Below are 25,000 nucleotides of genomic sequence, written 5' to 3'. Positions count from 1 at the left end.
CGATTGTGACGATCACGGAGGACACCGTTCCGGCCCCGGCGGCGGCACCCGGACCACCGGTGCTGGACAACCGCCGCCGCAACATCGTCTTCGCGACGATCGTGCTGGGCATGCTGCTCGCCGCGCTCGACCAGACGATCGTGGGCACCGCGCTGCCGACGATCGTGTCGGACCTGGGCGGCGCCGCGCACATGTCGTGGGTGGTGACCGCGTATCTGCTGGCCGAGACCGTGGCGACCGTGCTGGTCGGCAAGTTCGGCGACCTGTTCGGCCGCAAGGTGGTCTTCCAGGTGTCGGCGATCATCTTCATCACGGGTTCCTTCCTGTGCGGGCTCGCCACGAACATGACGCTGCTGATCGCCTGGCGGGCGTTGCAGGGCATCGGCGCGGGCGGTCTGATGGTGACGTCCATGGCGCTGATCGCGGACGTCATCCCGCTGCGCGAGCGGGGCAAGTACCAGGGCGCGATCGGTGCCGTGTTCGGTGTGGCCACCGTCATCGGGCCGCTGCTCGGGGGACTGTTCACGGACCATCTGTCGTGGCGGTGGGCGTTCTACATCAACGTGCCCCTCGCGATCGTCGTGGTGATCGCGGCGGCCCGCACCATCCCCGTGGTGAAGTCGGTGACCCGGCCGGTCATCGACTACCTGGGCATCGCGCTCGTCGCGGTCGGGGCCAGCGCCCTGATCCTGGCGACGAGCTGGGGCGGCAACGAGTACGCCTGGGGATCGCCAGCCATCATCGGCCTCTTCGTGGGCGGCCTGATCGCGCTCGGCCTGTTCTGCGTGGTGGAGACGCGTGCGGCCGAACCGATGCTGCCCATGCGGCTGTTCTCCAACCCGGTCTTCACGGTCTGCTCGATCCTCAGCTTCATCGTGGGGTTCGCGATGCTCGGCGCGATGACGTTCCTGCCGACGTATCTGCAGTACGTCGACGGGGACTCGGCCACGATCTCCGGCGTGCGCACCCTGCCGATGGTCCTGGGGCTGCTCATCGCGTCCGTCTTCAGCGGCAACGTGGTCAGCAAGACCGGGCAGTACCGGATCTTCCCCATCGTCGGCTCCCTGGTGATGGCCGTCGGGCTGTATCTGATGTCGCGGATGGGACCGGAGACGGGGGCGTGGCTGGAGTCCCTGTACATGTTCGTGCTCGGCACCGGCATCGGGCTGTGCATGCAGGTGCTGACGATCGCCGTGCAGAACACCGTCGAGTACACCGACCTCGGCACCGCGACGTCCGGGGTCACCTTCTTCCGTACGCTGGGGAGTTCGTTCGGTACGGCCGTCTTCGGCACGATCTACACCAACGCGCTCAAGCCCAACCTGGCCGACGGGGTCAGGGCGGCCGCCGAGACGGGCGCGGCCGGACCGGCCGTCATCGCCAGGGCGGCGCAGAGCCCGGAGGGACTGCACAGACTGCCGCCCGAGGCGGCCGCGCCCATCATCGACGCGTACGCCGACACCATCCACACGGTGTTCCTGTGGACGGTCCCGGTCGCGCTCCTCGGCTTCGTCGTGGCGCTCTTCCTCAAGCAGGTGGAGCTGCGCGACAGCGCGCGCATGGGGTCGACGGACATGGGTGAAGGTTTCGCGTCACCGTCCACCGCGGACTCCCAGCGGCTGCTGGAGTTCTCCGTCGCGAAGATCATCGGCACTACGGAGATGGACACCGCGCGCCGGATCGTCTCCGGGTCCGACACCCGGCTGGACGTGGCGGGTGCCTGGGCCGTGATGCAGGTGGAGCTGTTCACCCGGATGGTGGGCCACGCCAACCTCGCGCTGATCGCCGCCCGGCGCCATCTGCCTCCCGAGGTGCTCGTCCCGGTCTTCCAGCGCATGGTCGACGAGGGCTATCTGACCCGGCACGGCTCGCTGTTCTCGCACACCGCGGCGGGTGAGCGCGAGGCGCGGGTGATCAGCGAGGCCTGGGGCCGCTGGCTCGCCGGGCGCGTGGAGCAGGACATCGGCCGCCCGTCCGGCACGGAACTGCGCGCCGCCGTCGACACCATCGCCAAGCGTCTGCTGGTCGAGGACCTGACGCAGGGTCTGCCGGACCGCACGCCGGAACTGACCTCGGCCAGCAGGAGCTGACCGGACCGACCGGACCCGCTCGGCGGGCTCAGCGGAGCAGCAGCTGCACTCCGCCCACCACCGTCGCCCCGATCACCAGGCGTTCGAAGAGCAGTTGGTCGATGCGCTTCACCGCCCACTTCCCGACGAACGCCCCCGGCACCACGAACACGGCCAGGGCCGCGTCCAGCAGCAGCGAACGGCCGTTGATCAGACCGAGGCCCGCGCTGAACGGCAGCTTGGAGACGTTGACGATCAGGAAGAAGAAGGCGGAGGTGCCGAGGAAGCCGAGCTTGCGGAAGCCCGCCGAGAGGAGATACATCGACATGACCGGGCCGCCCGCGTTCGCGACCATGGTGGTGAAGCCGCCGAGGACTCCGTAGGAACGCGCCCTGACGCGGCCCGCGCGGGTCACGACCGCGCCGGGTTCCTCGTCCTGGACGGCGGCCCGGCGGCGCCACAGCGTGATCCCGGCCATCAGCAGCAGGGTCGCGCCGATCGAGGCCCGTACGACCCCGTCGTCGGCCCACACCAGGAACAGCGTGCCGAGCACGACACCGGCGGCGACCGCCGGGAAGAGCCGCCACAGCGTCGGCCAGTGGGCGTGGCGCCGGTAGGCGGCGACGGCCAGCACATCGCCGACGATCAGGAGGGGCAGCAGGACGCCCGTCGAGGCGCGGGCGGGCAGTACGGCGGCGAAGAGGGCCAGGCTGACCGTGTTGGCGCCGCTGACGGCGGTCTTGGAGAAGCCGACGAGCAGCGCCGCGACGGCGAGAGCGGCGAACTCCCCCATGGATATGTGCCAGAGCGTCATCGTGTTCATGCGGTGATCGATGCTATGCCCACGGTGCCCGCCCAGGTGCCCCGGGCTCGCCGCGCCCTTTCGGGTCAACGGTGTGCCGGGGCCGCCGACCGGTGCACCGGCGACCCGTAACCAGCCGGCGGCCGCGAGCGCGCGAGGACGTACGGCGACCCGTGACGCCCCTCGCGCACGAGACCTACGGCCGGGTGCGGGGCGTCAGGGGCGCTCCACCAGGACCGCGGTGCCCTGCCCGACGCCGACGCACATCGTGGCCAGGCCGCGCTCGGCGCCCGTGCGGCGCATGCGGTGCAGCAGGGTGGTGAGGATGCGGGCTCCCGAAGCGCCGAGCGGGTGGCCGAGGGCGATGGCGCCGCCGGTCGGGTTGACGAGGTCCGGGTCGATGCCGAGGGCGTCCACGCAGGCCAGGGCCTGGGCGGCGAACGCCTCGTTGAACTCGGCCTCCTGGATGTCGGCGACGCTCCAGCCGACGCGTCCGAGCGCCTTGCGGGTCGCGGGCACCGGGCCGATGCCCATGACGTCGGGAGCGACGCCGGCCGAGGCCCCCGCGACATACCGTCCGAGCGATTCGAGTCCCAGCTCGTTCAGGACCTCCTCGCTGACGAGCAGCACACCCGCGGCGCCGTCGTTCATCGGCGAGGCGTTGCCCGCGGTGACCGTGCCGCCGGCGCGGAACACCGGCTTGAGGCGGGCCAGTTTGTCGAGCGAGGTGTCCTCCCGCACGCATTCGTCGCTGTCGACGACCACACCGTCGCCACGCTCCACCGGGAGCAGTTCGGCGTCGAAGTACCCGTTCTTGCGGGCGTCCGCCGCCCGCTGGTGGCTGCGGAGCGCGAACGCGTCCTGCCGCTCGCGCGAGACGCCGTACCGCGCGGCGACCTCCTCCGCGGTCTCCCCCATGGACAGGACGCCGTGCAGGTCCTTCATCGCCGGATTGACCAGCCGCCAGCCGAGCCGGGTGTCGACGGTCTCGATGCGGTGCGGCAGCGCCTCGTCCGGGCGGGGCAGCACGAAGGGGGCCCGGCTCATCGACTCGGAGCCCCCGGCGAGCACGATGTCGGCCTCGCCGGAGGCGATGGCGCGGGCCGCCGTCGTGACGGCTTCGAGGCCGGAGGCGCAGAGCCGGTTGACGGTGGCGCCGGGCACACTGTCGGGCAGTCCGGCGAGCAGCGCGGCCATCCGGGCGACGTTGCGGTTGTCCTCGCCGGCCTGGTTGGCGGCGCCCCAGTAGACGTCGTCGACGCGGGCCGGATCCAGTGCGGGCACCTCGGCGACCAGAGCGCGGACGACGCCCGCGGCGAGGTCGTCGGGCCGTACGGAGGACAGGGCACCGCGCAGCTTGCCGATGGGCGTGCGGCGAGCGGCCGCGAAGTGGACGGGACGCACGACAGGACTCCTGACGGACACCGGCGGACGGGCACCGGACGTTGATGAGCACAACCATTAATTAGCACTGCTAGTTTTGGACTATATCCCCGCGACGGATCCTTGGGAAGGTCCGCCCTGCCGCCGGTATCCACCCGTCCGTCCCGAACGCCCGACCCGTACGGAATCACTCCGCGGTCGCGGCGGCCGGCGCGGTGGCCGGGGATCGACGGCCGCCCGCTCCGCCCCTCGGCTGGGTGGCAGACTGCTCGCGCACCCCGCCGAACCCAGGCCGCAGGGGTGAACAGACCCAGGAGAGCGGGGAGTTGTCGTATGACGGGGACGGAGTCCACCGCGGACGGGATCGACACCAGCAGGCCGCATCCGGCCCGGGTGTACGACTGGTATCTGGGCGGCAAGGACAACTATCCGGTCGACGAGCGGCTCGGACAGCAGATCACGGCGCGTGATCCCGGAGCCAAGCGGGCCGCCCGCAGCAACCGCTGGTTCATGCAACGGGCCACCCGGCACCTCGTCCGCACGACGGGAATCCGCCAGTTCCTGGACATCGGCACCGGCATACCCACCGAGCCCAACCTCCACCAGATCGCGCAGGGTTCCGCTCCGGACGCACGGGTGGTGTACGTCGACAACGACCCGATCGTCCTCGCCCACGCCGAGGCGCTGCTGCGCGGCACTCCGGAGGGCATGACGGAGTACGTCCAGGCGGACGTGCGCGAGCCGCTGAAGATCCTCGACGAGGCCGCACGCGTGCTCGACCTCGACCGGCCAGTGGCCCTGTCGCTGATCGCGCTGATGCACTTCATCGCCGACGACGACGGCGCGTACGAGCTGGTCGGGACCCTGGTCGACGCGCTGGCGCCGGGAAGCTGCCTGTCGCTGTCCGCGATGACCGCCGACTTCGAGCCGGAGGAGGTCCGGCAGGGCATCGAGGCGTACGCCCGCGGCGGTGTCACTCTTGTGGGCCGCTCGCACGCCGAGGTGAGCCGCTTCTTCGAGGGACTGGACCTGGTCGAGCCCGGTGTCGTCTCGGTGAAGGACTGGCGTCCCGGGCTCGCGGAGGGCGAGACCCCGATCGGCGACGAGCCGGTGTCCCTGTACGGCGGGGTCGGTCTGAAGCGCTAGGGACCGGGGGCGAAGAGTCCGGGGCCGGGTCCTTGGACCTGCCGGCCGGGGCGGTCCGGCCCCCGGCCGGGGACGGTCGGCCCCTGCCCCCGTGCGCACCGGGAGGGCAGGCTGGGAAGCCGTCCGAGCAGGAAGCGAGATGGCGAGATGACCCTCATCGTCGGGCAGGTGATGACCAGCGAGGTCGTCGGCGCGCATCGGAAGATGTCCTTCAAGGACGTGGCCCGGCTGCTGGACCGGTACCGGATCAGCGGGCTGCCGGTCGTGGACGACGACGACAAGGTGGTGGGCGTGATCTCGGAGACGGATCTGCTGCGCCTGCAGGCTGCCCGGTCCGGCCGGGAACGGCGCCGGCGTCTGCCGTCGCTGCGCCGCGCGCTGCCGTGGTCGCCCCGTCCGGAGCGGACCGCGCGCCGCGTGCCGACCGCAGGCGCCGGGCCCGTCCGCGCCACGACCGTGGAACAGCTGATGTCGACGCCCGCGATCACCGTGCATCCCGAGCAGCGCGTGGCCGATGCCGCCCGGGTCATGGAGCGTCATCACGTCGAGCGGCTTCCGGTGGTGGACGAGGAGGACCGGCTGATCGGGATCGCGACCCGGCGCGACCTGCTGCGGATCTTCCTGCGCACGGACGAGGAGATCCGCCGGGAGGTCGCCGACGAGGTGCTGGGGCGCGCGCTGTCGCTGCCGCCGCACTCCGTGGCCGTCTCGGTCGGCGACGGAGTGGTGACGCTGGAGGGGCGGCTGGAGCACCGCGACGAGATCTTCGAGGCCGTCCGGCTGACGTGGCGGGTCGACGGTGTCGTCGGGGTCATGAACCGTCTGGCCTTCCGCTCCGACGACACCCGCCCGGCCGTGCGGCACCCCGCGCAGCGGATCGACCACGAGCTGCCCGGGCACTGAGGGACGCACGGGCGGTCGGCGGACGGACTCCCGGGAACCCGCTCGTCACCGGCGGCGCCCGCCCGGTCGGCGTTGCCGGTGAACCCCTTGCGGACAACAGGTGTCGAGTCCGGGGCAACAGGGCCGGGGACCACGAGCCCGCGCCCGTCCGGATCCGGCGACCGTCCTCCTGATCACCGCCGCGGGCCGCCCACGCCGCCTTGCGAACCCTTCGCGGGTATTCCTCCCTTTCGCCCCGAACCCGTCGCCGAGATCCGCACAGGTGCCCGACCGCGGGCACGGGCGGTCGGGCATCATGGCTTCGACGGGTGGTAAGTGAGGGGATCTCATATGGACCAGAGCGCACACCTTCCGGAGGAGCCGTCGGCCCCGCAGTTCCGGTTGGACGCCCTGCTGGAGGACCTCCAGGAGCAGGTGCAGCGTGTGCGCGGCACCCAGAACCGGGTGCACACGCTCCTGGAGGCGGTGCTCGCGATCGGCAGCGATCTGGACCTCGACGTGGTCCTGCGGCAGATCGTGGAATCCGCGGTGCAGCTGGTCGACTGCCGCTACGGGGCACTCGGCGTCCTCGGTGACGAGGGCGGCATCAAACAGTTCATCACCGTGGGCATCGACGAGGAGACCATCGCCCGCATCGGTCACTACCCCCGGGGAGAAGGCATCCTCGGCCTGCTGATCCGCGAGCCGCACGCGCTGCGCCTGCCCGTGCTGAGCGACCACCCGGACTCCGTCGGCTTCCCGCCCGGCCACCCCCCGATGACCACGTTCCTCGGCACCCCCGTGCAGGTCCGCGGCAAGATCTTCGGCAACCTGTACCTCACCGAGAAGCACGGCGGGGCCGAGTTCGACGCCGAGGACGAGGCGGTGCTGCGCACACTCGGCGCGGCGGCCGGTGTGGCCATCGACAACGCCCGGCTGTACGACGACGCCCGGCGCCGTGAGCGCTGGCTGGCCGCGAGCAGCGACCTGACCCGCACCCTGTTGTCGGGCGCCGATCCGGTCGAGGTCCTGCACACGTTCACCGCGACGGTCCGGGAGCTGTCCGACGCGGATCTGGTGACCCTGGCGGTGCCGGTGACCGGCACCACGGACCTGGTCATCGAGTCCGCCGAGGGACACGACGCCGAACTGGTACGGGGGTTGGCCCTGCCGGACGGGACGAGTCTGGCAGCCAAGGTGTTCGCCTCCGGCGAGCGAATCGTCAGTGCGTCGCTCAGCGAGGACCCGCGCACCGGGACGGGCAGCGCGTCGGTTCTCGAACTCGGCCCGGCGTTCGTGATTCCGCTGGGCACGCAGGAGCGGGTGCGCGGCGTTCTCCAGGTCGCGAACCGGCTGGGCGGCACCGTGTTCCCGGACGCCACCGTCGACATGATCGCCGGGTTCGCCGGTCACGCCGCACTCGCCCTGGAGATCGCCGAACACCGCCGCGACGCGGAACAGCTCCTCATCCTCAACGACCGTGACCGCATCGCGCGCGACCTGCACGACCTGGCCATCCAGCGGCTCTTCGCCGGCGGGCTCAGCCTGCAGTCGGTGCTCAACCGGCTGTCCGACCGGCCCGAGGTGGCCGAACGCGTCCAGCGGGTGGTGGACGATCTCGACGACACGATCAAGGTCGTACGCTCCACCATCTACGCCCTGCGCGAGAGCGACCGGTCCGGCGCCACCTCCAATCTGCGCACCCGGCTCGTCACCGAGGTGGGCCGCGCGGCCGAGACACTGGGCTTCGCCCCCGCCCTGCGCATGAGCGGCCTGCTCGACACCGACGTGCCCGACGAGCAGCGGGAGCACGTGGTCGCGGTCCTGCGCGAGGCCCTGTCCAACGTGGCCCGGCACGCCGGGGCCACCGCCGTGGAGGTCACCGCCGAGGCCACCGCCACGACACTGCGGCTGCGGGTGGCGGACGACGGCCGCGGCATCGGCGCGGGCGACACCCGCCGCAGCGGTCTCGGCAACATCGGCACCCGCGCCGAGCAGCTGGGCGGCCGTTGCACCCTGACGGCCAACGAGCCGAGCGGCACCGTCCTGGAGTGGACGGTACCGCTGCACCACGACGACCCCGCCTGACCCGCGTCGCCCCGGTCCGGCACGCGTTCAGCGCTGATCGGCCGAAGCCGGGCTGTCGTCGATGAAGCCGCCGGATTGATGGCGCCACAGCTTCGCGTAGGCGCCTTCCGACGCGAGCAGTTCCCGGTGGGTGCCCTGTTCGACGATCTTCCCCCGGTCGAGGACGACGAGCCGGTCCATGGTGGCGACCGTGCTCAGCCGGTGCGCCACCACCAGCGCCGTCCGCCTCTCCATGAGCCGCCACAGCGCCGACTGGACGAGGATCTCGCTCTCGGAGTCCAGGGCGCTGGTCGCCTCGTCTAGCAGCAGGATCGGCGCGTCACGCAGGATCGCGCGGGCGAGGGCGACCCGCTGGCGCTGGCCGCCCGACAGCTTGATGCCACGCTCTCCGACCATGGTCGCGAAACCGTCCGGCAGCGTGTCGGCGAACTCCGTGACGTGTGCCGCCTCGGCCGCGCGGCGGATCTCCTCCTCGGTCGCGTCCGGACGGGCGAAGGCGATGTTGTCCCGCAGCGAGCGGTGGAACATCGCCGGGTCCTGCGGCACGTACGCGATCAGGCTGCGCAGGTCAGTCTGACGCAGCTTGCTGATGTCCTGGCCTCCGATCAGGATGCGGCCGCCCTCGATGTCCGTCATCCGCAGCAGCAGCCGGGTGAGCGTGGTCTTGCCGCCGCCCGACCGGCCGACCAGACCGATCTTCGCTCCGCTGGGTACGGCCAGTTCGAGGCCGGTGAACAGCGGCTCGGCGCCGCCGTGGGTGAAGGTCACCTGTTCGAAGCGGACGTCGGCGTCGCCGGACCGCAGAGGCTCCGGGGCGACCGGGTCGAGCACGGTAGGCGGTGACATCAGCAGTTCGGTGAACTGGGCGGCCTCCGTCATCGAGCTCTCCAGGCGCCGGTAGATCTGGTTGAACTCGAACATGATCCGGGTCGCGTTCGCGTAGTACGTGAAGGCGACGACCACCGCCTCCACGCCGTGTCCTCCCCCGCCGAGCGTGATCGCGAGCAGCAGGCCGAGCGCGTTGGTCAGGACGGACATCGGCGCGACGAACGTGTCGATGCGCAGGTTGCCGTAGTCCCACGACCGCAGGGTGAGCCGCCGCGACACCGCGACCCGGGAGCGGTGCTCCGCCGCCTCGCGCTCCTCGGCGGCGAAGGCCCGCACGGTGTCCATGTTCATCAGACTGTCGGCGACATGGCCCGAGACCCGGGCGATCGCCTCCTCGCGCTCGGCGACGAGTGCCTGGCGGCGGCGGATGAGCGGCACCACGCACAGCCCCGTCACGGCGATCATCACCAGGAGCCCGACGACGAGCAGCGGTTCGTAGCGCCACAGGACCACCGACCCGAACACCAGCGGCACGAGGCTGCCGATGACCTGGAACGTCATCGTGTCGACGAACTCCTCGAAGCGGGAGGCGAAGCTCAGCACCCGCTTGGTCAGCGAGCCGGCGAAGTTGTCGTGGAAGAACGAGGCGTCCTTGGCGAACAGTTCGTCCATGCCGATCACGTACAGCCGCTCGATGCCGAGAGCGTCCAGGCGGTTCAGGCAGTGCAGACCGAGGCGCCAGAACGCCTCCGCGAGGAGCAGGACGCCGCCGAAGGCGAGGACGTACGGCAGGGCGTCACCGGCGGAGACGCCGCTGTCGCCCTCGGCGATACGGCCGACCAGTTTCGCGACGATGAGCGGCGCCACGTAGCTGATACCGATGTTGCCCAGCGCCGGCAGCAGCATGCCCGGCACGGTCAGCCGCCGGAGCCTGCGAAGCTCCCTTCCGTAGTAGCGAAGTGCGAGGAGGACCGGACCCTTGCCCGGCAATGCCTTGCGCGATTCAGGAGATGCCATCACAGCCCTGTGTCGTCGTACGGCTGCCCGCCGCGCCGTCCGTGGTTCACTCCGCCCCGGTTCCCCAAGGTGTCGATGTCCGGATATGGGCAGGCAAGAAGTTGCATGATCCCGTGACGACGGCCACCCGGTCCACGGGTTTTCCCGGCCACCGGCCCGTCTCGGACAGCCGTACGCCCTCGGCCGGAGGAGCCTGCGCACGCGGGCAACCGGGCACGGCCTCGTGCGGCCTTGTCCGACCTCGTACTCCTTCGTACGGCGGTGACGGGTGCGACAGAGGCCGCTTCCTCCGTGATGAGGAAACGGCCTCTGAACCACGACTCAAAAGGTCGGGACGACAGGATCGAACATGTGATCCCTTGACCCCCAGGAGTGATGCGGTGAAGCAGAAACGGCCGTGGGGGCGGCGGGCCGAAGGGGGTCCGAAGCCTTCCCGCCGGGTCGGGGGACGGGCGGTTCGGCCTCTGCGGAGGCCGAACCGCCCGTATGGCACGTAGGCTTCGTGGTGTCTACGGCGTCACATAGCGGGCGCCAAGCCACTGGAGGCAACACCTCGTGCTGATCGCTCAGCGTCCGTCCCTGACCGAAGAGGTCGTCGACGAGTTCCGCTCCCGGTTCGTGATCGAGCCGCTGGAGCCGGGCTTCGGCTACACCCTCGGCAACTCCCTGCGCCGCACACTCCTCTCGTCGATCCCCGGCGCTGCTGTCACCAGCATCCGCATCGACGGTGTCCTGCACGAGTTCACCACCGTGCCGGGCGTCAAGGAGGACGTCACCGACCTGATCCTCAACATCAAGCAGCTGGTCGTCTCCTCGGAGCACGACGAGCCGGTCGTGATGTACCTGCGCAAGCAGGGCCCGGGTCTGGTCACCGCCGCCGACATCGCGCCCCCGGCCGGTGTCGAGGTCCACAACCCCGACCTCGTCCTCGCCACGCTCAACGCCAAGGGCAAGCTGGAGATGGAGCTGACCGTCGAGCGCGGTCGCGGCTACGTCTCCGCCGTCCAGAACAAGCAGGCCGGTCAGGAGATCGGGCGCATCCCGGTCGACTCGATCTACTCGCCGGTGCTGAAGGTCACGTACAAGGTCGAGGCGACCCGTGTCGAGCAGCGCACCGACTTCGACAAGCTGATCGTCGACGTCGAGACCAAGCAGGCCATGCGTCCCCGTGACGCCATGGCGTCGGCCGGCAAGACCCTGGTCGAGCTGTTCGGTCTGGCCCGCGAGCTCAACATCGACGCCGAGGGCATCGACATGGGCCCGTCCCCGGTGGACGCCGCCCTCGCCGCCGATCTGGTCATGCCGATCGAGGAGCTGGAGCTCACGGTCCGCTCGTACAACTGCCTCAAGCGTGAGGGCGTCCACTCCGTGGGTGAGCTCGTCGCCCGCTCCGAGGCCGACCTCCTGGACATCCGCAACTTCGGCGCGAAGTCCATCGACGAGGTCAAGGCGAAGCTGGCCGGCATGGGCCTGGGCCTGAAGGACAGCCCGCCCGGATTCGACCCGACCGCCGCCGCCATCGGTGTGGACGACGACGCGGACGCGGGTTTCGTGGAGACCGAGCAATACTGACCGCCGCGCCGCGCCGGTCATAGAAACACTTCGCTACGGGGCAGGAGAACCTCGACGCCTTCACCTGCCGCCGGGCGGCCTCGGCCGGGTCCGTGCCCACGCACGGCCCGGTAGGTCGTCACTCCTTCCGCCGAGACGCCGGCCCGTGCTCGGTCCTTCCGGGGATCGGGCCACGGGGCGGACCACGAACGGGGTGCTGTTCCGGTCGATCCGCAACGGGCGCCCGAGGGGGTGCGCCAAAAGCAGCGGAGCCATGCCGCTGCGCGCACCGCGCTCGCCGCCGAGCCCGAATCGTCGTCACCCGCCGACGCCGGTCAAGGACGCCGGTCCCCAACCGGTCCCCGGGAACGACCGAGGGCCGGTTTCGGATTCCTCCGAAACCGGCCCTCGCCGACGACTTTCACAAGTCGGGACGACAGGATTTGAACCTGCGACCCCTTGACCCCCAGTCAAGTGCGCTACCAAGCTGCGCCACGTCCCGATACCCGTCTGACCTGGGATTTCCCCTGGCTGGACGCGCACGGAAACAATACCGCACTCACACCGGTGGTCGCGCACCCGTTTTGTGCGGGCCGGGCGGCCGGAGAGCCCCTTCGCTCGGTGCCGCGGTGGTGTCCGGTGACCGGGGCGCGGGACCGTCGGCCCGTACCAGGTCGCGCACCGCGGGCACGGAGAGCAGGGCCGCGCAGACGGCGAGGGACATGACGCCCGCCACGAGCAGGACGTTGTCGGCGCCGAGGGCCGCGGCGGCGGGCCCCGCGAGTGCCTGGCCGACGGGCATCATCGCCAGGGAGCCCGCGACGTCGTAGGCGTGGATGCGGTTGAGGACGTCGGGGGCGACCTGTGTCTGCACACTGGTCGCCCACATCACGCCCCAGAACGAGGTGCCCGCTCCGGCGATCATCGCGCACGCCGAGACGGCCGCCACGCCGAACCCCGCCCCTACGGACGCGGGGAAGCAGGCGAAGGCCAGGAGGGCCAGGGAACCGGCGCGCAGCATGCGGCGCGGACGCAGGCGCAGGGCCACGAGCCCGCCGACGACCGTGCCCGCGCCGAGGGCGGAGTTGATCAGGCCGTAGGCGCGCGGGCCGTGCGCGCGCACCACCTCGGTGGCCACCAGGGGGACGGTCGGACCCCAGACGGAGATCATGTAGACGCACCAGATGACGATGACGGCCCACATCCACCTACGGGACCTGAACTCCCGCCATCCTTCGGCGAGGTCGGCCCCGAAGCCGCCGCCGTGGGTCCTGCTCGCGGGAGCGGCCGCGGGCAGGCGGAGCAGCAGCAGGCACAGGGCGCTCAGCGCGAAGGTGCCGGCGTGGGCCACGAAGACCCCTCCGGCGGAGGCGAACGCGACCAGCAGACCCGCCAGGGCGGGGCCGGCGAGCTGGGCGGCGGACTCGGCGATCCGGATGGCGCCGTTGGCTGCCTGGATGTCGGAGGCCAGACGCGGAACGGTGCTGGCGACGCCGGGCTGGAAGACGGCGCCGGCCACGCCGTTGACCGCGCCGATCACACAGACCTGCCAGAGGACCACATGGCCGGCGAAGAAGAGGACGGCGGCGATCGACTGGGCCACGAGCCGCACGAGGTCGGCGCCGATCATCAGTGCCCGGGTGCTGAACCGGTCGGCGATCACTCCGCCGAAGATCACCAGTCCGGCGAAGGGGGCGGCCGAGGCGGCCATGGCGAGGCCGACGGCGCCGACCCCGTATCCGTACCGCAGCAGTCCCGCGGCGAGCGCGACCGGCAGCATGGTGTCGCCGAGCCGGGCTAGGGCCCGCGCGACGAAGAACAGGGCGAAGTCCCGCGACCAGACGGGCCGGGGCCGCCGGTCGTCAAGGAGGCCGGCCCGGGACCGGACCGAGCCCGTCGCTCCGGACCGCTCCCCGTCCCGTGACTCCCCGCCCGATGACGTCATGGCCATCCCGCTCGTGCCCCTCCCCCTGGCCCGACGGCTCCCCCACGAAGCCGCCCGTCCCGCACCTCGTTGCCGCTTGCGCATCGCGTCCGCCGGCGGATCACTCCCGATGCGGATCATGCCACTGGGCACCGCCGGCGCAGAGGCCGTTTCAGTCGGCGGACGGCAGGCCCAACTCGGGGTGGGCGTCGATGAGTCGGGGCGGGGCCGCCTGGCGCCAGGAGTCGGCGAGGATGGCGTGGAGTTCGTCGTCGTCCTCCAGGGCGGCGAGCCGGGCCCGGACCCAGGCGAAGCCGGCCTCGTGGTCGGCGATCCAGAACTTCCCCGGCTCGGCCAGGACCAGTTCGTCGCGCTCCTCCTTCGGACAGCGCACGGCGATGGAGGTCTCCGCCTCGGGCAGGGTGGCGAACATCTTTCCCGCGACCCGGAACGTGGGCATGCTCCAGGCGGTCTTCTCCGTCGTGTCCGGCAGGGAAAGGGCGATACGGCGTACGTCGTCTGCATCCGGCATGAGACGCACGGTAGTCAATGCCACTGACATCGATGCGGTGAAGCACGACGTCAGCGGTGGAACGGGCGGCGCCACCGGGAACCGGCGGTCCCGCTCCACCAGGTGACGGGTCGGCTCCCCCGACGGGTCTCAGAACCCGTCAGGCGCCGCCGGTGAGCGCTACCGGCCGCTTGTAGAAGATGGTCGTCGGGTGGAGTTCGCCCGACGGCGTCGCCGCGTAGTCCGGTATCGCCCCGATCCGGGTCCAGCCCGCCGACAGGTACAGCGACTCGGCGGGGCTTCCGGTCTCGGTGTCGAGATGGAGCAGCGTGATGCCCTCGGCCACCGCCGCCGTCTCCGCGGTCGCCAGGAGCGTCCGGCCCACACCCTGTCCGCGGCCGTCCCGGTGGACCATCAGTTTGACGAGTTCGGCGCGATGGCGGCTGTTGGGCTTGCCCGGGAAGGCGAGGGCGACGGTGCCGAGCAGCCGGCCGCCGACGTGGGCCACCCAGACCGCGTGGTGCCCGGCCGAGACCGCGTCCGCGCGCTCGCGCCACCAGGCGACGGCCTCCGCGCGGCCGAGCGGCGCGAGGAATCCGACCGAGGCGCCGCCGTCCACGGTGTCGGTGAGCAGGCCCGCCAACTCATCGGCATCGTCGAGGAGTTCGGCCGCGGTAAGGCGTGCGACGGTGATCACGGCAGCACCACCGCCAGCGCGTACCGCGCGTCCTCGGGGCCGGGGCAGCGAAAGCGTGTCGGCCCCCAGACGCGCAGCCGGAGACAGTCACCGGCGCCGAGGCGGTGTTCGGTGTCCTGCTCGGTCACGTCGAGCCGTCCGTCGAGGACCCAGATGTGCTGTTCCAGGCCGGGCACGGGAGGCCTGTCGTACGCGATGTCCGCGCCGGCCGTGAGCCGTCCCTCGACCAGTTCGCCCCGCAGTCCCGGGTGCGGTGGCGACACCGAGCGCCGGACGAATCCGGAGGCCTGGTCCGTCCAGACCGTCTGGTCGGCGGCGCGGACCAGGAGCGCCGATTCCCGTTCGACCTCGCTGAGCAGGTGCGACATGGTCCGCCCGTACACATGGCAGAGGCGGTTCAGGAGGGAGGCCGTGGGGCTGGTCTCGGCGCGCTCCGCACGGGAGAGGGTCGACCTGCTGATCCCGCTGCGCTCCGCCAGCTCGCCCAGGGTCCAGCCCCGTTCGGCCCTCAGCTCGGCCAGTCGCGCCCCGAGCCGGACGTCGACGGCGGCACCGTCCTCGTTTCCCACATCCGGGATGCTATCTCACATACGGGAAGCGGTCGACGGGTCAGTCGACCGTCGCCGCTCGCGTCAGCGCCTCCAGGACGGGGCGGATCAGCGGATGGCCCTCGGCGCCACGGCGTACGGCTGCGAAGACGCGGCGGGTGGGGGCGACCCCGTCCACGGGGCGTACGACGACGCCCGTGAGCTCCATGCCGCGCAGGGCGGAGCGGGGGACGAGGGCCACGCCCGCGTCGGCCGAGGCCAGGGCGACCACGGCGCGGAAGTCGTCGGAGGAGTGTTCGAGCCGCGGCTGGAACCCGGCGTTCTCGCAGGCCAGGACGACCACGTCGTGGCAGGGGTTGCCGGGGTACGGGCCGATCCAGGGGTCCTTGGCCAGCTCGGCGAGGGGCACTTCCTCGGCGTCGGCGAGCCGGTGCGTGACGGGGACGACCGCGTCGAAGGGTTCGGCGTAGAGCGGGACGTGCGTCAGGCGCGGGTCGTCGGCGTCCGGGGCACCGCGGTACTCGACGGCCACCGCGATGTCGACCTGCCGGTCCAGCACCATCGGCAGGCTGGCGTCGCCCTCGGCGTCCTGGACACGGACGAGGATGCCGGGCGAGGTGACGGCGAGGCGGGCCAGGGCCGGGGCCACGACCAGGCCGATGCCGGTCGCGAAGGAGGCCACGGTGACCGTACCGGCGGAACCCGAGCTGTATGCCGCCAACTCGGCCTCGGCACGCTCCAGTTGAGCCAGCACGGCGTTGGTGTGGCCGAGCAGGATCTCACCGGCGGGGGTCAGCCGTACGCCCTTGGCGCCGCGCTCGACGAGCCGGTGACCCGTCTCCTGCTCCAGGGCGGTCAGCTGCTGCGAGACCGCCGAGGGCGTGAGATACAGCGCGGCGGCCGCCGCCGTCACCGTGCGGTGGTCGGCCACCGCACGGAGGATGTGGAGCCGCCGCGCTTCGATCATGCGACCGATTCTCTCAGGTCACACGCCTGTTCCGGCCATCGGACCGGTGTGCGCCCCGGACACGAGGGGCGCGGACGCCGTCAGGCGTCGAGTTCGGCCCGCGCCGCCACGAAGGCGTCCACGGCCCGGTTCACGTCCTCGGTGGAGTGCCCCGCGGACAGCTGGACACGGATACGGGCCTGCCCCTGGGGGACGACCGGGTACGAGAAGCCGATCACGTACACGCCACGCTCCAGGAGCAGCTCCGCCATCCGGCCGGCGACGGAGGCGTCACCGATCATGACGGGGGCGATCGCGTGGTCGCCGGGGAGGATGTCGAAGCCCTCCTCGGTCATCCGGGAGCGGAACAGCGCGGTGTTCTCCGCGAGCCGGACGCGCAGGTCGTCGGCGGACTCCAGCAGGTCGAGGACCTTCAGGGAGGCCGCGGCGATCACCGGGGCGAGCGTGTTCGAGAAGAGGTACGGGCGGGACCGCTGGCGCAGCAGGGCGACGATCTCGGCGCGGGCGGCGACATAACCGCCGGAGGCGCCGCCGAGGGCCTTGCCCAGGGTGCCGGTGATGATGTCGACGCGGTCCATGACCCCGTGCAGCTCGGGGGTGCCGCGGCCGCCGGGGCCGACGAAGCCCACGGCGTGCGAGTCGTCGACCATGACCATCGCGTCGTAGCGGTCGGCGAGGTCGCAGATCTCCTGGAGCGGGGCGAGATAGCCGTCCATCGAGAAGACGCCGTCGGTGACGATCAGCCTCCGGCGCGCGCCGGAGGCCTCCTTGAGCTGGGCCTCCAGGTCGGCCATGTCGCGGTTGGCGTACCGGAAGCGGCGCGCCTTGGACAGCCGGATGCCGTCGATGATCGAGGCGTGGTTGAGGGCGTCGGAGATGACCGCGTCCTCGGCGCCGAGGAGGGTCTCGAAGACACCGCCGTTGGCGTCGAAGCAGGAGGAGTAGAGGATCGTGTCCTCCTGGCCGAGGAACGCGGACAGCCGCGCCTCCAGCTCCTTGTGCACCTCCTGCGTACCGCAGATGAAGCGCACGGAGGCCATGCCGTACCCCCAGCGGTCGAGCGCCGCGTGGGCGGCGGCGACGACCTCGGGGTGGTCGGCCAGGCCGAGGTAGTTGTTCGCGCAGAAGTTGAGGACCTCACCGGGGCGGCCGCCCGAAGTGACGCTGACGGTCGCGGACTGCGGGGTGCCGATGACCCGCTCGGGCTTGTGCAGCCCGGCGGCGCGGATCTCGTCGAGGGTGGTGCGGAGGTCGTCGCGCACGGAGTCGAACATCATCAGTTCCTTAGAGTCCTCAGAGGGTCCAGTCGAGAATGACCTTGCCGCCACGGCCGCCGGCCGCGTCGTCGAACGCTTCCTCGTAGTCCCGGAATCCGTAACGGCCGGTGATCACGGGCGAGAGGTCGAGGCCGCTCTCCAGGAGGACCGACATCGAGTACCACGTCTCGAACATCTCGCGGCCGTAGATGCCCTTGATCGTGATCATGGAGGTGACGATCCGGGACCAGTCGACCGGGAACTCCCCGGACGGCAGACCCAGCATCGCGATCCGACCGCCGTGGGTCATGTTGGCGATCATCTCGCGCATGGCCTCGGGGCGGCCGGACATCTCCAGGCCGATGTCGAAGCCCTCGCGCAGACCGAGCGTGCGCTGTCCGTCGGCGATGGTCGAGCCCGCGACGTTGAGGGCGAGGCTGACGCCGATCTTGCGGGCCAGTTCCAGGCGTTCCTCGCTGACGTCGGTGATGACGACGTTGCGGGCGCCCGCGTGGCGGGCCACGGCGGCGGCCATCAGGCCGATCGGCCCGGCGCCGGTGATCAGGACGTCCTCGCCGACCAGCGGGAAGGACAGCGCGGTGTGGACGGCGTTGCCGAACGGGTCGAAGATCGCGGCGACGTCGAGGTCGACCGGGACACGGTGGACCCACACGTTGGTGGCGGGCAGCACGACGTACTCGGCGAACGCGCCGTCGCGGCCGACGCCCAGGCCGACGGTGGCACGGCAGAGGTGACGGCGTCCGGCGAGACAGTTGCGGCACTTGCCGCAGACCAGGTGGCCCTCACCGCTGACGCGGTCGCCGACGTTGATGTCGCTGACGTCGCGGCCGGTCTCGACGACCTCGCCGACGAACTCGTGGCCGAGCACGAGGGGCGTCGTGATGGTCTGCTGCGCCCAGCCGTCCCAGTTGCGGATGTGCAGGTCGGTGCCGCAGATCCCGGTCCTGAGAACCTTGATCAGTACGTCACCGGGGCCGGCCTGCGGCTCCGGGACGTCCTTGAGCCAGAGTCCGGGCTCCGCCTTCTCCTTGACCAGCGCCTTCACTCGTGCGGCTCCTGTGCGTGAGGTCCCGGGAAAGGGCACGCCGAAGCGGACCCGCACCGGGGAGAGGGGTGAATTCACCCAGGAATCTGCCGTACGGCAACGCCCTGGGTCCATCGAGGATTTCTTAAGCGCGGCCCCAGCTTTCCTTCACGCCCGCGTTCTCCCGGCCCGTCCCGGGGCCGGTCGCCCGGCCTCCGGAGCGGACCGGTGCGGCGAGGAGGCGTCGTGGGGGACGGTGATATCAGCCATGACGGTGACATCAGGCATGACTACGTGGACATGCGTCACCCCCGTTCCATGGGGGCTCATCACATACATCAGGGATGGGGCCCGGCATACGTCACAGGATGGGTCCCGGGCGGCCGACAAGGCCGGACCCGCGCCCCGGCGCGTCGTCAGATCCCGTGAACCTCGTCCCTCCGTTCGAGCTGCCCGGTCAGCTCGGCCGCCATCGCCTTGATCGTCTCCAGGCCCGCCCTTCCCCAGGGACGCGGCTCGATGTCCACGACACAGATGGTGCCGAGGGCGATGCCGCTGCGGTCGAGCAGCGGGGCACCGAGGTAGGAGCGGACACCGAACTCGTCGACGACCGGGTTTCCGGCGAAGCGCGGGTAGTCGCAGACGTCCTCCAGGACGAGCGCCTTGCGGCGCACCACGACATGAGGGCAGAAGCCGTGGTCCCGGGCCATGTAGCGGCCCGGTTCGAGCTCGTTCCCGTCCACGCCGGCCATGAGCCGGGCGCCCCTGGCGCCGCCGTCCGGGGTGTGCAGACCCGCGAAGAACTGCTGTGTCTCGTCGATGAAGTTGACCATCGAGTACGGCGCCGCGGCGACCCGCGCGAGATGGTCCGCGAAGGCGTCGAAGGCGGGCTCGGAGCGCTCCCCGAGGCCCAGCCCGCGCAGCCGCCGCACCCGGGCCGGGGCGTCCTTGTCCTGCGGTGTCAGCAGCAGACGACCGGCCGGCCGGGGCGGGTCGTAACTCATGTACGGGCTCCATGGCTCGGGGTGTGGGCGGGCGCGTGGGCCAGGAGGTGCCGGACCAGGGTGAGCAGGGTCTGCACACCGGAGCTGGAGATCCGGGCGTCGCAGCAGACGACGGGGATCTCGGGGTCGAGGTCGATGGCCGCGCGCACCTCGGCCGGGTCGTAGCGGTACGAGCCGTCGAACTCGTTGACGGCGACGATGAACGCGAGGCCGCGCTGTTCGAAGAAGTCGACGGCCGCGAAGCAGTCCTCCAGGCGCCGGGTGTCGGCGAGGATCACCGCCCCGAGCGCGCCGTCGGAGAGCTCGTCCCACATGAACCAGAACCGCTCCTGCCCGGGCGTACCGAACAGATAGAGCACGTGTTCGGGATCCAGGGTTATGCGGCCGAAGTCCATCGCGACGGTCGTCTCGACCTTGTTCTCGATCCCGTCGAGCCGGTCGGTCGAGGCGCTGACCGTGGTCAGCAGCTCCTCCGTACTGAGCGGCGCGATCTCGCTCACCGCGCCGACGAACGTCGTCTTGCCGACCCCGAACCCTCCCGCCACCAAGATCTTCAGCGCGGTGGGGAACAGGTCAGAGCTGTCGTCGTAGTCCATCGAGCACTGCCTCCAGAAGGGACCGGTCAGTGGGGTTGTGGTGGAACTGAGGGGGCTTGGTGGTCAGCGCCCCGCAGTCGACGAGGTCCGACAGCAGCACCTTGGTGACCGCCGCCGGCAGCTTCAGATGGGCGGCGACCTCCGCGACCGAGACGGGTGCCCGGCAGCGTTCGAGCGCCTGGCAGTGCTCGGGGCCGAGGTAGCCGAGGGGTGTGGCTCCGGTGGCCATGACCTGGGAGAGGAGGTCGAGCGCGGTGCTCGGCCGGGTCCGGCCGTCGCTGACGGTGTAGGGGCGCACCAGGCGTCCCGCCGCGTCATCGAGCCAGGGCCCGTCGCCGGCCGCGGCCACGCTCAAGACCTCATCGCGGAGGGTTCGACGGCGTGCTGGCGGGGCGCGGTGACCAGATAGGGGCGGACGCTCTTGACGAGCATCGCCATCTCGTAGCCGAGAACGGCCGCGTCGGCCTCGCGGCCCGCGAGCACGGCGAGACAGGTGCCGGAGCCGGCCGTGGAGACGAACAGCAGGGTCGAATCGAGTTCGACCACGACCTGGCGCACCTCGCCTCCGTCCCCGAACCGCACACCCGCGCTGCGTCCGAGGGCGTAGAGGCCGCAGGCGAGCGCCGCCATGTGGTCGGCGCTGTCCGGGTCGAGGCCGTGGACCGACTTCACGAGCCCGTCGCTGGAGAGCAGTACCGCGCTCGTGGTGTGGGGTACGCGCTGGACAAGGCCGCTCATCAGCCAGTCGAGATCGGATACGTGACCGGTCGGCGCATCGCTCGCCATGGGGGATCGACTCCTTGAGGTACGAAGGTCTGAGGGAGCGGTGGGAGTGGGTGCTGTGGCGGTGGGGGTGGTCATCCGGCCGGTGCGCTCCCGTCGTGCCGGGTGGTGCGGTCGCGGGTGGTGCGGTCGTGTCCGGACGCGAGGTCGTGGGCTCCTTGCGGTGCCGGTGCGTGCGTCGCGCGCGCCCTGCCCGGGTGAGCCGCCGGTGTGCCGTCCTCCAGGGGTACGTCCAGGGGGTCGCGGCCGTCGGCGGTGGCGCCCGGGGGCAGGTCCCCGGGGGCCCGGACCGCGCTGTCCCCGGCCTGTTCCTCCAGGCACGCCCGGTCCGGGAAGGCGGCCGGGGCGGCCGGCCACGTCGGTGACGGGACCTGGGACGGTTCCGGCCGTTCCCGGTCCGCCGGCTCCACGTGGGCGGCCTCCGCGAGCCCGATCCCGCGCTGGAACGCCGCCAGGAGACCCGGGTCGTGCCCGACGAGGTGGTCCGTGTCCGGGCGGGGCGCCTGTCCTTCGCGCAGCTGCGGAGCGAGGTGCTCCTGGGCGCGCCGCTTGGGCAGGCCGGGCTTGCCCATGGTGCCGCGGACGACGCCGGTGCGCGGGGTGGGCGGCACGGCCGCGTTCTCCGCGGCGGTGAGCCGGTCCTCGGGGCGGATGCCGGGTACGGCCTCGGCCGGGTTGGGCCGCTCCGCACGGGCGCCGCGCACCGGAAGCGGCTTGGCACCGCGCCCCCCGGCCGGCGCGTCCACGCCACGCGGAGGTCTCCGTTCCCCTCGTACGGGCTCGGGCAAGGACCCGCGTGACGGCTCACGTGACGGCTCGCGTGACGGCAGCCGTGGCACCACGGGGGCCGCCGGGCGGGCGGCGGGAAGCACCGGGACCTGTGCCGGCGGCGTGTGCGCGGACCCCGGGCCGAGGGCCGGCCGGTGCCCCCCGTTCGTCCCGTTCGGCGGCGCCTGTACCGCGCCCGCGTCCTCGACGGCGTCCGGCACCGAGCCCAACAAGCCCTGCGGGACCACGAGTACGGCCTGGACACCGCCGTAGATGTTGTTCCGGAGCCGTACGTGGATGCCGTGCCGACGCGCGAGCTGCGAGACCACGAACAGGCCGATGCGCCCGTCCTGGAGCAGGCCGGCGACATTGACCTGGTCGGGGTCGGCGAGCAGGGCGTTCATCCGGTCCTGTTCGGCCGCCTGCATGCCGAGTCCGCGGTCCTCCACCTCGATGGCCAGCCCCGAGGTGACGAGGTCGACGCGCAGCAGCACCTGGGTGTGCGGGGCGGAGAACAGGGTGGCGTTCTCGACGAGTTCGGCGAGCAGGTGGATGACGTCGGCGACCGCGTGGCCGCGCAGGGTGCCGTCGATCGGGGGCACCAGCTTGACGCGCGAGTACTGCTCGACCTCGGCGATCGCGGAGCGCAGCACCTCGGTCATGGAGACGGGGTTGCTCCACTGCCGGCGCGAGACGGCGCCGCCGAGCACGGCCAGGTTCTCGGCGTGACGCCGGATGCGGGTGGCCAGGTGGTCGACGTGGAAGAGCCCTTTGAGGAGGTCCGGGTCCTCGATCTCGTTCTCCAGCTCGTCGAGAATGGAGATCTCGCGGTGCACGAGGGACTGGAGGCGCCGGGCCAGATTGACGAACACCTCGACCTTCTGGTCGTCGCCCGTCCGGCTGGAGAGCTGCGCGGCCTGCACGACGGCGGCGACGGCTCCCTCATGGGCACGGGAGAGGTCGGCGGCGAGCAGCTCGAAGTCGTCGGCGTCCGCGGGCGGGCGGCGGCGCTTCCTGCGCGCGGGCGGGTCCTCGCCGCGGCGCAGTCCCTCGACGACGTCGCGCAGTTCGGTCTCGGTGCGGGCGCTCGTGCGGCGCAGGGCTCCTACGCGTTCCCGTACGGACGCGGCGGCGCGGTCGGCGGCCACGGCGGCGATCAGGATGCCGGCCAGGGCCACGCCGACCGCTCCGGCGAGGACGGCCCACAGGACGGGGCCGGGGCGGGCGCCGGTGGAGCGGACGGTGAACAGGACGGCGGCGCACCCGCTCAGTGCCACGGCGGTCGGCGGCAGGACCGCGAGGCGCAGCAGCTGGGGCCGCAGGTGCGTCTCGGGCGGCGCGAGGGTGGCGCGGGCGGCCGGTCGGCCGTGCCGGCCGCCCTCACGGCGGTCTGCGCGTGCGGCCGGTGCGCGAAGGTGAGACATCGGCGTCCTCGTACTGGATGCGTCGGGGGCGTGGAGCTCCCGCGGTTCCGCGACTCGGGCGTGCCCCATCGCGGTGCCGGTCGAGAGAGCCGCAAAAAACGGCCCTGCGTCGCCCGTCGGCAACTGACAGTAGTCGCCAACGCATCAGGTGCGGTGGGCTGTTGACAAAGTCCCCTGGGCAGCGTCCCGCTCTGGTATGAGGCGTCGCACGGCTGACCGATAACCCTGCCGGACACACGTTCGCACCGGGCTCCAGATTCGATCAGAGCTGGTCAGAAGCGGTCGCAAGCAAACGGCGAGGGCCGGGGAGCATGGTGCTCCCCGGCCCTCGCCGCAGATCGGTGGATCAGCCCGCGGACACCGTTTCGGGCTCTCCGGTGCCCTCCACCGAGCCATCGGCGATGTCACCCGGTGTATCGGCGACGGCCTCCTCGACGACCGGCCAGCCACCCTTCGGCGCACGCGCCACACCGCGCCACCACGGCTCGGAGGGGACGGTCTCGGCGGTCGGCTCGAAGGGCTCTCCGGGGCGGGGCAGCGCGACGCTCGCCCCGGCCGCGCGCGCGGCCGCCAGCGTGCCCTCGCCCGGGTCGCTCCAGGCGTGGGTGGAGAGGTTGAACGTCCCCCAGTGGATCGGCAGCATCACTCCGGAGGGCCGCCCGCCCTGGAGGTCCAGGTGCGAGCGCATCCCCTCCTGGGGCGTCATATGGATGTCGGGCCAGAAGTCACTGTATGCACCGATTTGGATCATCGTGGCGTCGAACGGCCCGTGGGCGGCGCCGATCTCCTTGAAGCCCTGGAAGTAGCCGGTGTCGCCGCTGTGGTAGATCCGGTGCTCGTCGCCCTCGGCGACCCAGGAGGCCCAGAGGGTGTGCTGGGTGTTGCGCAGGCCCCGCCCGCAGAAGTGGCGCGCCGGCGTCGCCGTCAGGGTGATCCCGCCGACCCTGGTCGACTCGTGCCAGTCCAGCTCGCGGATCCGGTCGGCCGGGATACCCCAGTGCTCCAGATGGGCACCGACGCCGAGCGGCACGGCGAACACCGTGTCCGTGCCGCCCAGTGCCTTGATCGTGGGCATGTCCAGGTGGTCGTAGTGGTCGTGCGAGATCACCACGACGTCGACCGGGCCGAGCGCGGCGAGCGGCAGGGGAACCGGGTGCAGCCGCTTGGGGCCGGCGAAGGCGAACGGGGAACAGCGCTCTCCCCAGACCGGGTCGAACAGCACGCGGTGGCCGTCGATCTCGGCGAGGACGCTGGAGTGCCCCATCCAGGTGAGCCGCAGCCCGGTCGCGGCGGGCCTGGCCAGGTCGGCGAGCGTCGTCGCGTGCACCGGCACGGTCCCGACCGGGGAGCGGTGGGCGCGCTCCTCGCTGCGGAAGTAGACCTTCGCGAACTCCACCATCGAGCCGTCGGGGCGGGTTCGGGCGGTCTCCGGGTTCTGGAAGACCCCATCCGCGAAGTTCGGCGAATTGCGGATGCGGCGCATGCGCGCACCAGCCGGATCCGCGCCGAAGGCGGCGGGCCGCAGCGCGCGGAGCCCGGAGCTCAAGGTACGGAAACCGGTCACGGATACCTCCAGATGGAGTCGGTCAGGCTTTCATTATGGTCGTCGCCTCTGACAGCGCCGGGTCACCCCGGTCACAACGCGTCGTCCGTGGCCCCGGGTCCGTATGTGCTCAACCCCGCCGCACCCCCGCTTCTTCCGCTCGGCGGG

The 25,000-nt window shown here is 71.6% G+C and carries 21 protein-coding genes and 1 tRNA gene; 5 read left to right on the top strand and 17 right to left on the bottom strand.

Annotated features, from left to right (window positions below; all coding sequences use genetic code 11):
• Positions 1–5: 5 nt before the first annotated feature.
• Positions 6–2,090 carry an MDR family MFS transporter gene (locus tag OG485_RS36405; protein ID WP_328672787.1) on the top strand — a complete coding sequence of 695 codons (2,085 nt, stop codon included), beginning with the start codon at positions 6–8 and terminating at the stop codon, positions 2,088–2,090.
• Positions 2,091–2,118: 28 nt separating this feature from the next.
• Here OG485_RS36405 and OG485_RS36400 read toward each other — a convergent pair whose 3' ends face one another.
• Both OG485_RS36400 and OG485_RS36395 read right to left on the bottom strand, forming a co-directional pair.
• Positions 2,119–2,892, bottom strand: coding sequence for a sulfite exporter TauE/SafE family protein (locus tag OG485_RS36400; protein WP_328672786.1), 774 nt, complete (start codon positions 2,890–2,892; stop codon positions 2,119–2,121).
• Positions 2,893–3,087: 195 nt separating this feature from the next.
• Positions 3,088–4,275, bottom strand: a complete 1,188-nt coding sequence (locus OG485_RS36395; protein ID WP_328672785.1) for a thiolase family protein — start codon at positions 4,273–4,275, stop codon at positions 3,088–3,090.
• Positions 4,276–4,587: 312 nt separating this feature from the next.
• Between OG485_RS36395 and OG485_RS36390 the strand changes: the two genes are divergently transcribed.
• The 3 genes from OG485_RS36390 to OG485_RS36380 all read left to right on the top strand — a co-directional run bounded on the left by OG485_RS36390 (position 4,588) and on the right by OG485_RS36380 (position 8,370).
• Positions 4,588–5,400, top strand: a complete 813-nt coding sequence (locus tag OG485_RS36390) for an SAM-dependent methyltransferase (RefSeq protein ID WP_328672784.1) — start codon at positions 4,588–4,590, stop codon at positions 5,398–5,400.
• Positions 5,401–5,547: 147 nt separating this feature from the next.
• Positions 5,548–6,303: a CBS domain-containing protein gene (locus tag OG485_RS36385; protein ID WP_328672783.1), complete on the top strand. Its 756-nt coding sequence runs from the start codon at positions 5,548–5,550 to the stop codon at positions 6,301–6,303.
• 330 nt (positions 6,304–6,633) lie between these two features.
• Positions 6,634–8,370, top strand: coding sequence for a GAF domain-containing sensor histidine kinase (locus tag OG485_RS36380; protein WP_328672782.1), 1,737 nt, complete (start codon positions 6,634–6,636; stop codon positions 8,368–8,370).
• 27 nt (positions 8,371–8,397) lie between these two features.
• Here the strand turns inward: OG485_RS36380 and OG485_RS36375 are convergent, their stop codons facing one another.
• A complete protein-coding gene (locus OG485_RS36375; RefSeq protein ID WP_328672781.1) occupies positions 8,398–10,215 on the bottom strand; it encodes an ABC transporter ATP-binding protein in 1,818 nt (605 codons plus the stop codon).
• Positions 10,216–10,770: 555 nt separating this feature from the next.
• Between OG485_RS36375 and OG485_RS36370 the strand changes: the two genes are divergently transcribed.
• Positions 10,771–11,787: a DNA-directed RNA polymerase subunit alpha gene (locus OG485_RS36370; RefSeq protein WP_328672780.1), complete on the top strand. Its 1,017-nt coding sequence runs from the start codon at positions 10,771–10,773 to the stop codon at positions 11,785–11,787.
• A gap of 407 nt (positions 11,788–12,194) precedes the next feature.
• On the opposite strand, the gene OG485_RS36365 is transcribed toward OG485_RS36370, so the two are convergent.
• The 14 genes from OG485_RS36365 to OG485_RS36300 form a co-directional block, all read right to left on the bottom strand.
• Positions 12,195–12,268, bottom strand: a tRNA-Pro gene (locus OG485_RS36365).
• 57 nt (positions 12,269–12,325) lie between these two features.
• Positions 12,326–13,717 (bottom strand): MFS transporter, encoded by a 1,392-nt coding sequence (locus OG485_RS36360; RefSeq protein WP_328672779.1) that lies wholly within the window; start codon positions 13,715–13,717, stop codon positions 12,326–12,328.
• Between the two features lie 145 nt (positions 13,718–13,862).
• Entirely contained in the window at positions 13,863–14,222 is a 360-nt protein-coding gene (locus OG485_RS36355; protein ID WP_328672778.1) for an MmcQ/YjbR family DNA-binding protein, read from the bottom strand.
• Positions 14,223–14,361: 139 nt separating this feature from the next.
• On the bottom strand, positions 14,362–14,895 hold the full coding sequence (locus tag OG485_RS36350; RefSeq protein ID WP_328674787.1) for a GNAT family N-acetyltransferase: 534 nt from the start codon (positions 14,893–14,895) through the stop codon (positions 14,362–14,364).
• Positions 14,895–15,467, bottom strand: a complete 573-nt coding sequence (locus OG485_RS36345) for a helix-turn-helix domain-containing protein (RefSeq protein WP_328672777.1) — start codon at positions 15,465–15,467, stop codon at positions 14,895–14,897. Before OG485_RS36345 ends, OG485_RS36350 begins: the two co-directional genes overlap by 1 nt.
• A gap of 40 nt (positions 15,468–15,507) precedes the next feature.
• Positions 15,508–16,413 (bottom strand): LysR family transcriptional regulator, encoded by a 906-nt coding sequence (locus tag OG485_RS36340; protein WP_328672776.1) that lies wholly within the window; start codon positions 16,411–16,413, stop codon positions 15,508–15,510.
• Between the two features lie 80 nt (positions 16,414–16,493).
• Positions 16,494–17,687, bottom strand: coding sequence for a glycine C-acetyltransferase (locus OG485_RS36335; protein ID WP_328674786.1), 1,194 nt, complete (start codon positions 17,685–17,687; stop codon positions 16,494–16,496).
• A gap of 19 nt (positions 17,688–17,706) precedes the next feature.
• Positions 17,707–18,735, bottom strand: coding sequence for an L-threonine 3-dehydrogenase (tdh, locus tag OG485_RS36330; protein WP_328672775.1), 1,029 nt, complete (start codon positions 18,733–18,735; stop codon positions 17,707–17,709).
• A gap of 395 nt (positions 18,736–19,130) precedes the next feature.
• On the bottom strand, positions 19,131–19,718 hold the full coding sequence (locus tag OG485_RS36325; RefSeq protein WP_328672774.1) for a GAF domain-containing protein: 588 nt from the start codon (positions 19,716–19,718) through the stop codon (positions 19,131–19,133).
• Positions 19,715–20,314: a GTP-binding protein gene (locus OG485_RS36320; RefSeq protein ID WP_328672773.1), complete on the bottom strand. Its 600-nt coding sequence runs from the start codon at positions 20,312–20,314 to the stop codon at positions 19,715–19,717. The genes OG485_RS36325 and OG485_RS36320 overlap by 4 nt, the downstream gene beginning before the upstream one ends.
• Entirely contained in the window at positions 20,292–20,663 is a 372-nt protein-coding gene (locus OG485_RS36315) for a DUF742 domain-containing protein (protein WP_328445765.1), read from the bottom strand. Before OG485_RS36315 ends, OG485_RS36320 begins: the two co-directional genes overlap by 23 nt.
• A gap of 2 nt (positions 20,664–20,665) precedes the next feature.
• Entirely contained in the window at positions 20,666–21,100 is a 435-nt protein-coding gene (locus OG485_RS36310; protein ID WP_328445767.1) for a roadblock/LC7 domain-containing protein, read from the bottom strand.
• A gap of 71 nt (positions 21,101–21,171) precedes the next feature.
• Positions 21,172–23,289: a sensor histidine kinase gene (locus tag OG485_RS36305; RefSeq protein WP_328672772.1), complete on the bottom strand. Its 2,118-nt coding sequence runs from the start codon at positions 23,287–23,289 to the stop codon at positions 21,172–21,174.
• Between the two features lie 346 nt (positions 23,290–23,635).
• Positions 23,636–24,853, bottom strand: a complete 1,218-nt coding sequence (locus OG485_RS36300; protein WP_328672771.1) for an MBL fold metallo-hydrolase — start codon at positions 24,851–24,853, stop codon at positions 23,636–23,638.
• Positions 24,854–25,000 lie beyond the last annotated feature (147 nt).

Source organism: Streptomyces sp. NBC_00328, from assembly GCF_036139655.1.
Lineage (GTDB): Bacteria > Actinomycetota > Actinomycetes > Streptomycetales > Streptomycetaceae > Streptomyces.
This window is presented reverse-complemented; position numbering and strand designations above follow the sequence as displayed.

Coding starts and splice junctions, on each gene's coding strand:
- OG485_RS36400 (WP_328672786.1), bottom strand. CDS start 2,892: ATGAACACGATGACGCTCTGGCACATATCCATGGGGGAGTTCGCCGCT.
- OG485_RS36390 (WP_328672784.1), top strand. CDS start 4,588: ATGACGGGGACGGAGTCCACCGCGGACGGGATCGACACCAGCAGGCCG.
- OG485_RS36385 (WP_328672783.1), top strand. CDS start 5,548: ATGACCCTCATCGTCGGGCAGGTGATGACCAGCGAGGTCGTCGGCGCG.
- OG485_RS36380 (WP_328672782.1), top strand. CDS start 6,634: ATGGACCAGAGCGCACACCTTCCGGAGGAGCCGTCGGCCCCGCAGTTC.
- OG485_RS36375 (WP_328672781.1), bottom strand. CDS start 10,215: ATGGCATCTCCTGAATCGCGCAAGGCATTGCCGGGCAAGGGTCCGGTC.
- OG485_RS36360 (WP_328672779.1), bottom strand. CDS start 13,717: ATGGCCATGACGTCATCGGGCGGGGAGTCACGGGACGGGGAGCGGTCC.
- OG485_RS36355 (WP_328672778.1), bottom strand. CDS start 14,222: ATGCCGGATGCAGACGACGTACGCCGTATCGCCCTTTCCCTGCCGGAC.
- OG485_RS36340 (WP_328672776.1), bottom strand. CDS start 16,413: ATGATCGAAGCGCGGCGGCTCCACATCCTCCGTGCGGTGGCCGACCAC.
- OG485_RS36335 (WP_328674786.1), bottom strand. CDS start 17,687: ATGTTCGACTCCGTGCGCGACGACCTCCGCACCACCCTCGACGAGATC.
- OG485_RS36325 (WP_328672774.1), bottom strand. CDS start 19,718: ATGAGTTACGACCCGCCCCGGCCGGCCGGTCGTCTGCTGCTGACACCG.
- OG485_RS36320 (WP_328672773.1), bottom strand. CDS start 20,314: ATGGACTACGACGACAGCTCTGACCTGTTCCCCACCGCGCTGAAGATC.
- OG485_RS36310 (WP_328445767.1), bottom strand. CDS start 21,100: ATGGCGAGCGATGCGCCGACCGGTCACGTATCCGATCTCGACTGGCTG.
- OG485_RS36305 (WP_328672772.1), bottom strand. CDS start 23,289: ATGTCTCACCTTCGCGCACCGGCCGCACGCGCAGACCGCCGTGAGGGC.